Genomic DNA, 10,052 nt, shown 5'->3' with positions numbered 1-10,052 from the left:
GCATGGCTGTATAAAATAAATAATAAATATAGATTATTCTAAAGACATCAAATGAGGTAATCGATGTTGTCTTCTAAACAGATATCAATGTTCAAAAGACTAAATGATCTAGTGTATCCACTTTTAAAGAATACGGTGCTGCTGGGATGAATTATTCGCAGCCTCTGTCTGCGTAGGCACAGCAAGCAAGAAAAATTAATACCAGTAGCACGTTATAATGTTTGTATTTCTTTTATTTAGGACTGACCATAGAAGACTTTTAATAGAAAAGACTGTTAATTAGCCAATAAAAAGCCCTGAATTATCAGGGCTTTTTTACTTTTACACTATTTTATAATTAGCACTCTATTGCTTCACATTTTATTAATCATTGACAGGATTATCAGGTTGGTAATTTGAGTGTGATGGCTTTGCAAAAGCGAATTTGACTACCTGTAAAGCCACACATACTGCACCAACGATAAAGATGACGTCAGCAAAGGTACGAATCCAGCGTAGTGTTTGCAAGAAGTCTTGTTGTAAGAAGCCTTCACTACGAGCATACCATAGACCTTCAGTCATTGAAGCGTACGCTTGGTAAATACCAATGGGTAATAAACTGGTCGCAAGCATCAATACTAAGCCTATATTTAGCGCCCAAAAGCCGGTTTTAATGAGTTTTTCACTAAAGATATAATCTGGACGAATATAACGCATAACCAGTAAGATAAAACCAATCGCTAAGAAGCCATACACCCCGAATAATGCCGCATGAGAGTGAGCAGCAGTCGTATTTAATCCTTGCAAATAGAATAATGACACCGGCGGGTTAATCATAAAGCCAAGCACACCAGCACCTAACATATTCCAGAATGCAACGGCAACGAAGCACATGATAGGCCATTTGAGTTTGTTCATCCACGGCGCTTGACGCTGCAGAGACCAATGCTCATAACCTTCATAACCCAATACGACTAAGGGTACAACTTCTAGCGCGCTAAATGAGGCACCGATTGCCATCACTGGGGTGGTAGTACCAGAGTAATACAAATGATGGAAAGTACCGGGTACACCGCCGAGCATAAATAGTGCCGCAGAAGCAATGGCGGAACCAGTAGCAATCTTTTTATTTACCAAACCTAAGTTATAGAAAATAAAGGCAAGCGATACAGTAGCAAATACTTCAAAGAAGCCCTCTACCCATAAATGTACCACCCACCAGCGCCAGTATTCCATGATGGTTAAGTGCGTACGTTCGCCATAGAACAAGCCAGCACCGTAGAATAAACCGACGCAAACCACAGAAGCAAAGAATATCGCCAGTAAGTTCTTATCGCCTTCTTGTTTAAATGCCGGTAAACAACCACGGGTCATTAATACCAACCAGAATAAAATACCGACCCATTTTAAAATCTGCCAGAAGCGACCAAGGTCAATAAATTCATAGCCTTGATGACCAAACCAGAAATTGTATTTTGCTGGCATGATACCGGCAATGGCAAAGTATTGGCTAACGAACGAACCAACGACCACGATAATGAGCGCAAACCACAGTATATCAACGCCCAATTTTTGATATTTAGGATCTTTACCGCCATTGATAAATGGGGTCAAGAACAACCCTGCCGTTAAGAATGCGGTGGCAATCCAAAATAATGCGGCCTGAATATGCCACGTACGTACTAGTGAATAAGGGAAGAAGTCAGCAACTGGAATACCATAAAACTCTTGGCCTTCGACGGTATAATGCGCGACAAAGCCACCAATAAATACCTGAAAGACGAACAATGCGACGACTAAAACTCCATATTTTGCTAACGCTTTTTGCGAAGGCGTTAACGCAATCCTAGTTAATGGATCAGTATCGGGTGTTACTTGCTTCACGTCTTCTTCTTTACGTAAGAAAGACCAACCCCAAATCAGAAAACCTACTCCAGCGATTAAAAATACCACACTAGCGATAGACCACATGATATTTTCTGATGTCGGAACGTTATCAATAAGCGGCTCATGCGGCCAGTTATTGGTATAAGTCGCATCAGTACCAGGACGGTTAGTAGAAGCCATCCAAGTTGTCCAAAAGAAGAAATTGGTTAGCTTCTGTCTGTCCTCAAGATTTGGCAAAGTGTTGTTCTTCATTGCAAAGTTTTCACGAGACTTTTGCAATGAAGGCTCATTACCATACAAACCTATATAGTACGGTGCAATCTCATTCATCGCGGCGATCCGAGTATCAGATAACACCACTTGGTCTTTATCATTGACGGCACTACCACGATATTCTTTTTTCAGCTGCGCATTGAGCACGGCTTTTTGATCGTCAGTAGCAGCAGCAAAATCACGACTATATAGCTCTTCTGCTCTGATATCTAACCATGCTACAAGCTCTCTGTGTAACCAATCTGCTGTCCAGTCAGGGGCTTGATAAGCACCATGCCCGAGTACTGAACCAAGCTGTTGACCACCAGTACGCTGCCAAGCGGACTGACCATCTAAGATATCTTCTTCTGTGATTAAAACTTTCCCATTAGTATCAATATACTGATCAGGGATAGGGGGTGCGGTACGATAGATTTCTACGCCGCCCCAGCCTAAAAAGGTAAAGGTGATGACGAGGACGGCAATTAAGCCTAACCAATACTTCTTGTACTCGCCCATATCTTGCTCCTATTAGCTAGATAGAACATCTTAAAGATGTATTTAAAATGAATTTTTATAAATGCAATGATACTTCCAAAATTAACAATAATACTGCCCGTTGATATAAATCCATTAATAGCTGCCTAAAAACTCTCTGCCTATTAGCATCAAGGTAGAGATTAGGGATTTGGCAGCTAAGTAGACTTTATCGGTTAATTGGTTAAATTCATTTGACGATAATTTACATATAGCATCAAATTGGAAACATAATAACATTCATTTAATATGAATGTTAATGATTATTTCTATTTATTATTATCATTACTATAAACTCTAGCGTTCACTATTAAAAAAACAGCTACCTATTTAGGTAGCTGTTTCGCTGATCAATACGTATAAGTTAAGATTTTGCAGAAGTTATAAACACAGATTAGGATTCTTCTGGCTTATCAAACAACTTTTCAATAGGTTTGGTATGTATGGTTGAGCTATTGAACATCGACTTATTGCCTGTATCACCTTCTGTCCAAAAGTTGATATTGAATTGGGCATCGTCGCTTAACTCTACACGATGCCAATACTGAGGTGGGCTGACAGCAAATTGTCCGGCTTTGATGACAATGGTTTTTTCGGGTTCAGTGGCAGCTTCATCAGCAAACCCATAAAAGGTCACCGTGCCTTGCATGACACAGATTTGCCCGTATACACCCTCTGCCGTATTGTGATGGGTCAATAAGGCAGAGGGGACTTTACCCTTGGTAAAGAAATGGGTAGAACGTTTTATTTTCCAATGGCTTGGAACGACTGGGTTGGTGGTGGTGGCGTCACTCATGATAGCTCCTTGGTTCATTTAATTATATTAGGCTTGCTTATCCTAGGGTTATTTATCTTAGTACTTTTTATCTTTAGCTGTCTTAAAAAAAAGGCCTTATAGATAAAGACAAAACCGTTAATGATAATAATTATCGTTTATACAAAATAACATTTTTTGAAATGTTTTGCTACTCTCATGTGTTCGTGACTATGGATGAATAAGTAAAATGAATAGGTAAAAAGCTAAAACCACTCATTACTCCCTATTAAGTAGTAGGGAAAGGAGTACTTATACTGCTTTCGCTCAATAGTTATGTAGCCCCCTTATTGCTATCTTGTGCCCATTACCAGCATCAGAATTTATAATGGGGACATTATTATGCATGCAAAAGAATTACTTGAGCTTGAACGCCGTGATATCAGAGCACTTCACTATACGTGGATTGCCTTTTTTCTCACCTTTTATGTCTGGTTTAATATGGCGCCGCTCGCCACGTCGATGCTACAGACTGAAAGCTATTTGACCCCTGATCATATTAAGTTATTCCTGATTGCCAACGTCGCTTTGACCATTCCTGGTCGCGTGATTGTTGGAATGGCGTTGGACCGTTTTGGTCCTCGGCGCGTTTTTTCCATACTCATGGTAGTGATGGCAATACCGACTTGGTTCTTCGCTTTTGGTGATTCTGCCATGCAGCTATTCGTCGCGCGGTTATTCATGTCTATCGTTGGCGCAGGTTTCGTCGTCGGTATTCATATGACAGCTTTATGGTTTAAGCCAAAAGACATTGGCTTTGCCGAAGGCTTCTATGCAGGTTGGGGTAACTTTGGTTCCGCTGCCGCAGCTATTACCATACCCACTGTAGCCTTACAGTTTTTTGGTGGTGACGATGGCTGGCGCTGGGCAATTGCCTTATCTGGTTTGCTATTAGCTGTATATGGCGTAGCTTATTGGTTTTTAATCACTGACGGACCAGAGGTTGGTACACATAAAAAAGCACGAAAATCAGGGGCTTTAGAAGTATCTACTTGGAAAGATTTGTGGTTATATTGCCTATTTATTATTCCATTATATGGCGTATTGGGATTGCTGGTTTATCGTACCCAAGCGATGAATTTTTTAAGTATGACAGGCGCTATCGTCTGCTACAGCGTGCTTGTATTGATGATTGTTTATCAAATTTATAAAGCCATCAGTGTGAATTTACCTATAATCAAAGCCGGTATTCCAGAAGATGATAAATACCCCTTTAAATCGGTTGCTGCTTTGAATGTGAGCTACTTTGCTAACTTTGGCGCAGAGCTAGCGGTTGTCTCCATGCTACCGATGTTCTTTGCGGCAACTTGGAAATTGGATCCAACCGCAGCAGGTTTGATTGCGTCAACGTTTGCATTTGTGAATTTATGGGCGCGTCCACTTGGCGGCTATATCTCTGATAAAGTCGGTAATCGTCGTTTAGTGATGTTGGTTTATATGTTTGGTATCGCTATTGGCTTTGTGCTGATGGGCTTGCTCAATGCCGAATGGCCGCTGTTTATCGCCGTCGTATTTACAATTCTATGTTCGGTATTTGTGCAAGGTGCTGAAGGCGCAACCTTTGGTATTATCCCTTCCATTAAGCGTCGTCTGACTGGTCAGATATCAGGAATGACAGGCGCTTATGGTAACGTTGGGGCGGTATTCTACTTATTCATTTATACCTTTGTTGAGCCCAATCAATTCTTTTATATTATCGCTATCGGTGCGCTGATTGCGTGGATTGTGTGCTATTTCTGGCTAGCAGAGCCTGAAGATGCCTTTGGTGATGAGTATAAAATGTCATCGGTCGATCGGCAGATTGCAGCAGAAAGTCAAAGCTAAAATGCAGACCTTTTGTCTGTCTGTCTGTCTGTCTGTCTGTCTAAACATAAAAACCCACCTAGCGAAAGTTAGGTGGGTTTTTATGTTTAGACTATAAATACCTTTAGCTTAGTGAACATTATTTTAAGAGATCGCTATTTAGACAAATGGTTTACTGTCCAAACCGCTGCTTCGACACGCGTGCGTAGACCCGTTTTATTAAGAATATGCTTTACGTGTACTTTCACTGTCGATTCAGCAATATCTAAACTATTGGCAATCATCTTATTACTGAGCCCCTCAGCGATCATTTGAATCACTTGTAGCTCTCGGGTGGTCAGATTGCTGGCAATATCTTGAATACTTGGCGTGCGTAGCGTTTGTGCCAATATCGAAGCCAGATTTGGGCTGATGACCAGCTCGCCGCGTAGTATTTTTCTAATATCAATAATAATCAACTCAGGCTCCATATCCTTTAACAGATAACCATCGACGCCTAATTTTAAAGCTTCTTGTACGTCTTCACCACTATCAGAAACCGTGAACAAAACGGTCTTGGTAGTGATATTTCTTGCTTTGATTTCTCTTAAGGTTTCAATACCAGTGAGTACCGGCATTTTATGGTCGAGTATCACCAAATCCACTTCATTATTTTCTAAGAACGCTAGCGCCTCTTGACCATTGCTGGCTTCACCAACGACTTTGACATCGTCCTCAAGACTTAATAACTCGAAGATGCCTCGACGTAGCATAGGATGGTCATCGACCAATAATAGCCTAGCTGGAGACGTACTGGTATAAACTTTGGTGCTCATAACATACTCACAAATAAAAAAATGGTACAAGAGTTTAATTACTCGAAAATGATACACTCAAAAATGATACATTCAAAAATAACCAGCTAATTGCTCAAAACTAGCATTTTTTTGATTACAAATAAGCGTCTTTATTGCTATCTTCATCAAAGAAGTTGGGTTCAAACCTTACAGTAATGATAGTGCCGCGTGGTTGGTTGTCAGTCACGATCAATTCGCCGCCGATATCATGGGCGCGCTCTTTCATAATCATCAAACCGTGATGCTGTGTTTGATCGACACTGCCCAGCATTGACATCCCAACCCCATCATCGATGATACTCATCACGATATGTTTATCACCATCCTCATAGCCAAGCTGAATCTCTACGTTTTGCGCTTGGGCGTGGCGGCTGATATTTGACAAGGCTTCTCTGGCAATTTGAATCAAATCTATCTGTTCGGTGGCACTTAAATTAAGCGTCATAATACGATTGTGGACTGTCACATTAAAACTGCCTTTTAAAGCAAATTCACTGGCAGCTTCGTGCAATGCTTCATCAAAATTGTCGTTATCAATCGTTAGGCGAAACGTCACCAATAAATCTCTTAACTGCTGATAAGCCGAACCTAGCCCCACTTTTATCTGTTCGATATTTTGATAGATGGGCGCTTCAACTGGCTCGCTGGCAGCATTTTTAAGATGCCTTTCTAAGACGCTAACTTGGATTTTCAAATAGGACAACGACTGCGCTAAAGAGTCATGCAACTCTCTGGCAATGGTCGATCGCTCTTCAAATAAAATAAGCTGATGTTCTTGCTGTCTTTGTTTGCGCAGCGATAATGCCGCACTGATTAAGTTGGTCAACGCAACGATTAACTCGTCATTTTGGGCATCCAACTCAACACTCGAAAATGGGAAAATACTGCCTGTTGCTGTCATCTGAATACGCTGTGAAGCCGTTATCTCGCTACTGTCATCATCAGAGATAAAAGAACGATTCATTACTAGCATAGACTTTGGTCTAACGCGTAACTCACCAAACTCTTCTTGTTGATGGCTGATAGGATAAGACTTAGTGAACTCACCATTTTTGGTCACGCAGTTATCGCAATTAAGCTTTTTGCACAGCTCTTTCATTCTTTCGCCATGTAGAACGATGGCGTTTTTATTGGTTATATATTTATTCTGTATACATAAAGTGAATTCTAAATGCGGCAAAGTCTTACTGAAATCAGCAACCAACTTATCGAGACGATACAAGCTGACTTGGTTGGTGGTAATGGATTTGGAAAAGTCATAAAATAGCGACAGGACGTGATTGGCTTTTGTCAGATGTTGGGTTTTTATCTGCACCTCACTCTCAAGCGAGCGCTGATAGGTCTCAATCGTACTTGCCATGTCATTAAAAGAATTGCCAAGCACCTCAAACTCTCTATAACCCGTTATAGACACTCTGGTATTGGTCTTGCCTCTTTTAAATTGGTTATTGGCTTTGATGAGTTGCTTGATAGGCGTTAGTACTGCTTGATGCAGTCGGCGCATGCCAATCAGCATAATAATAATGGTTAATATCAGTGATAATATTTGTAAGTTTTGCTGCCATGTCTGACGCTGCTCGTTTCTGTACTGCAACTCGCTAACCAAGCGATTAACATCGTCAATATACTTGACTGAAACGCGATAAAACGCCTGCTTATCTTGCCCTAATAACGCAGGCTTTAAAGCCTGAAACCACTGGGATTTTATCTGATTGAGTTGATTGGTAATGGGCGTACTTCTGTTAGCACTCGTCAACTGGTACGTCTGTAATTCTTCCAGCCGACTTTCCATATCTTCAATAAGAATTTCGACCTTTTCAGAGGTGTCTTTATTAGAAAAATCTAATTTACCCTGTTTTTCAACTTGCTTGTCATGAGTAAGATTAAGGCTGTCTTGCCGAATGTTTAAACTTGAACTAAAAGGATTATCATCAGAAAAATCCGTCGCGAGCTGAAAACTTATACGATAAGCTGCCATACGTATCGAGCCTGCCGTATTAATAGCCTCAGCATCTGACTTCGCTACCCAAGCAAGCGTACCACTTCCTATCGCTGACATGAAGCAGAGAATAGCGACGATAAGGACGGCGCCCCAAGCATGAAGTGATAAAGAGTGTCTTCGCAAGCTATTCATCATTTGTGGCTTTTACCTATTATTAAACCATCTCAACTGCAAATTAAAGCGTACCAACAAGCAAAAATTATTCGCTCAAATCTTATTTTAGACGCTAAATTTTTGCCTGCCTCCTACCCCTTTTAGCCATCAGTATACCACTATGTATGAATACTAATAACCGTCATATCACAGTACCGTAAGTCATCATTTGCAACAAATATAGCAAATGCCTGTGAATAAATCCGTTAGTGCTATGCCGTCATTGCTCAAGTTTACTGACTGATTATTGGCAATCTAAACGATAGTCTATGGCGATTTCAATAGCGACTTAACGTGATAAAAACACCAATTATAACTAAGCATAGACGATATTAAGTGAGGAATCGTATGGGCAGTCATTACAACTTCAAAGGTGGTAAGCTCATTACTGACTGGCGTCCTGAAGTAGAAGAATTTTGGGAAGGAGGTGGTAAAAAAGTCGCTCGTCGAAATTTATGGATATCCATTCCATCATTGCTATTAGCGTTTGCGGTATGGATGGTATGGAGCGCAGTCATCGTGCGCTTACCAGAAATTGGTTTTGATTTTGATGCAGGACAGTTATTTTGGCTCGCCGCGCTACCCGGTCTATCTGGTGCGACGCTGCGGATTTTTTATTCTTTTATGGTGCCTATTTTCGGCGGACGACGTTGGACAGCGATATCGACAGCCTCTTTATTAATTCCAGCATTGTGGATGGGCTTTGCCGTTCAAAATCCTGATACGCCATTTATGATATTTGCCATTATTGCGCTACTTTGCGGCTTCGGTGGTGGTAACTTTGCGTCATCCATGTCTAACATCTCTTTTTTCTATCCAAAAGCTGAGCAAGGCACTGCGCTTGGGCTAAACGCGGGTCTTGGTAATCTTGGTGTCTCGGTGATGCAGTTTGTCGTACCGATGATTATACTGGTTGCCGCATTTGGTAGCTTGGGCGGCGATCCACAAGTTTCTGCAAGCGGCAAATTGTTTTATCTGCAAAACGCTGGTTTTATTTGGGTGCCCTTTATCCTGCTATTTTCAGCACTAGCTTGGTTTGGCATGAATGACATTGCCACCGCAAAAGCTTCTTTTAAAGACCAATCGATTATCTTTAAACGTAAACACAACTGGATCATGTGTATTCTCTACATGGCGACGTTTGGGTCATTCATTGGCTTTTCAGCAGCGTTCCCGATGTTGATTAAAAACTCATTCCCAGCCATTGATGCACTCAAATTTGCTTTTCTAGGTCCTCTAGTTGGCGCATTATTTCGCCCATTAGGTGGCTGGATATCTGATAAAACCAGTGGCGCAAAAGTGACATTTTGGAACTATGTGGTCATGGTGTTGGCAGTGTTGGCGGTGATGTACTTCTTACCTAGTGAAACCAATGAGGGCAGTTTCGTCGGCTACTTTATCTCCTTCATGGTGTTATTTATTACTACAGGTATCGGTAATGGCTCTACCTTTACGATGATTCCTGTGATTTTCAGAACGTTTCATGATCGCCGTGAACCAGAGAAAGCGGGTACAGAAGAGTTATTCATCGAGATACGTAAAGAGTCAGCGGCCGTGGTTGGTTTCACCTCAGCAATAGCCGCCTATGGCGCTTTCTTTATCCCTAAAATGTTTGGTTCTGGACTGGGTGTTGATGGTACTTTTATTGCCTTAATCATTTTTTATATTCTCTGTATTATATTAACTTGGTGGTATTACAGCCGTTCTAACGCTGAAATCCCTTGCTAAAGCTATTTTCTTAAAAGCGGTCTTTTAAAAATGGTCTTTTAAACCATAGCTTACCCTCTTA

Annotated in this window: 6 protein-coding genes; 2 read left to right on the top strand and 4 right to left on the bottom strand. The window is 41.1% G+C overall.

Going from position 1 to position 10,052, the window contains the following annotated elements; all coding sequences use genetic code 11:
* Positions 1-363: 363 nt before the first annotated feature.
* Entirely contained in the window at positions 364-2,637 is a 2,274-nt protein-coding gene (locus tag CAN34_RS13025; RefSeq protein WP_089556004.1) for a nitric-oxide reductase large subunit, read from the bottom strand.
* Between the two features lie 412 nt (positions 2,638-3,049).
* A complete protein-coding gene (locus CAN34_RS13020) occupies positions 3,050-3,451 on the bottom strand; it encodes a DUF1971 domain-containing protein (RefSeq protein ID WP_089556003.1) in 402 nt (133 codons plus the stop codon).
* Between the two features lie 360 nt (positions 3,452-3,811).
* Here CAN34_RS13020 and CAN34_RS13015 point away from each other — a divergent pair, with 360 nt between their 5' ends.
* Entirely contained in the window at positions 3,812-5,293 is a 1,482-nt protein-coding gene (locus CAN34_RS13015) for an MFS transporter (protein WP_079691222.1), read from the top strand.
* A gap of 134 nt (positions 5,294-5,427) precedes the next feature.
* Here CAN34_RS13015 and narL read toward each other — a convergent pair whose 3' ends face one another.
* The gene (gene narL / locus CAN34_RS13010; RefSeq protein WP_089556002.1) at positions 5,428-6,087 is read right to left on the bottom strand and encodes a two-component system response regulator NarL; all 660 of its coding nucleotides are present in this window, start codon (positions 6,085-6,087) and stop codon (positions 5,428-5,430) included.
* Between the two features lie 115 nt (positions 6,088-6,202).
* The gene (locus CAN34_RS13005; protein WP_254423194.1) at positions 6,203-8,242 is read right to left on the bottom strand and encodes a histidine kinase; all 2,040 of its coding nucleotides are present in this window, start codon (positions 8,240-8,242) and stop codon (positions 6,203-6,205) included.
* Positions 8,243-8,611: 369 nt separating this feature from the next.
* Here CAN34_RS13005 and CAN34_RS13000 point away from each other — a divergent pair, with 369 nt between their 5' ends.
* Positions 8,612-9,991: a NarK family nitrate/nitrite MFS transporter gene (locus CAN34_RS13000; protein WP_089556000.1), complete on the top strand. Its 1,380-nt coding sequence runs from the start codon at positions 8,612-8,614 to the stop codon at positions 9,989-9,991.
* The last annotated feature ends 61 nt before the right edge of the window (positions 9,992-10,052 follow it).

The organism is Psychrobacter sp. DAB_AL32B, assembly GCF_002224105.1.
Taxonomy (GTDB): Bacteria; Pseudomonadota; Gammaproteobacteria; order Pseudomonadales; family Moraxellaceae; genus Psychrobacter.
This window is presented reverse-complemented; position numbering and strand designations above follow the sequence as displayed.

Coding starts and splice junctions, on each gene's coding strand:
- CAN34_RS13020 (WP_089556003.1), bottom strand. CDS start 3,451: ATGAGTGACGCCACCACCACCAACCCAGTCGTTCCAAGCCATTGGAAA.
- CAN34_RS13015 (WP_079691222.1), top strand. CDS start 3,812: ATGCATGCAAAAGAATTACTTGAGCTTGAACGCCGTGATATCAGAGCA.
- CAN34_RS13005 (WP_254423194.1), bottom strand. CDS start 8,242: ATGAATAGCTTGCGAAGACACTCTTTATCACTTCATGCTTGGGGCGCC.
- CAN34_RS13025 (WP_089556004.1), bottom strand. CDS start 2,637: ATGGGCGAGTACAAGAAGTATTGGTTAGGCTTAATTGCCGTCCTCGTC.
- narL (WP_089556002.1), bottom strand. CDS start 6,087: ATGAGCACCAAAGTTTATACCAGTACGTCTCCAGCTAGGCTATTATTG.
- CAN34_RS13000 (WP_089556000.1), top strand. CDS start 8,612: ATGGGCAGTCATTACAACTTCAAAGGTGGTAAGCTCATTACTGACTGG.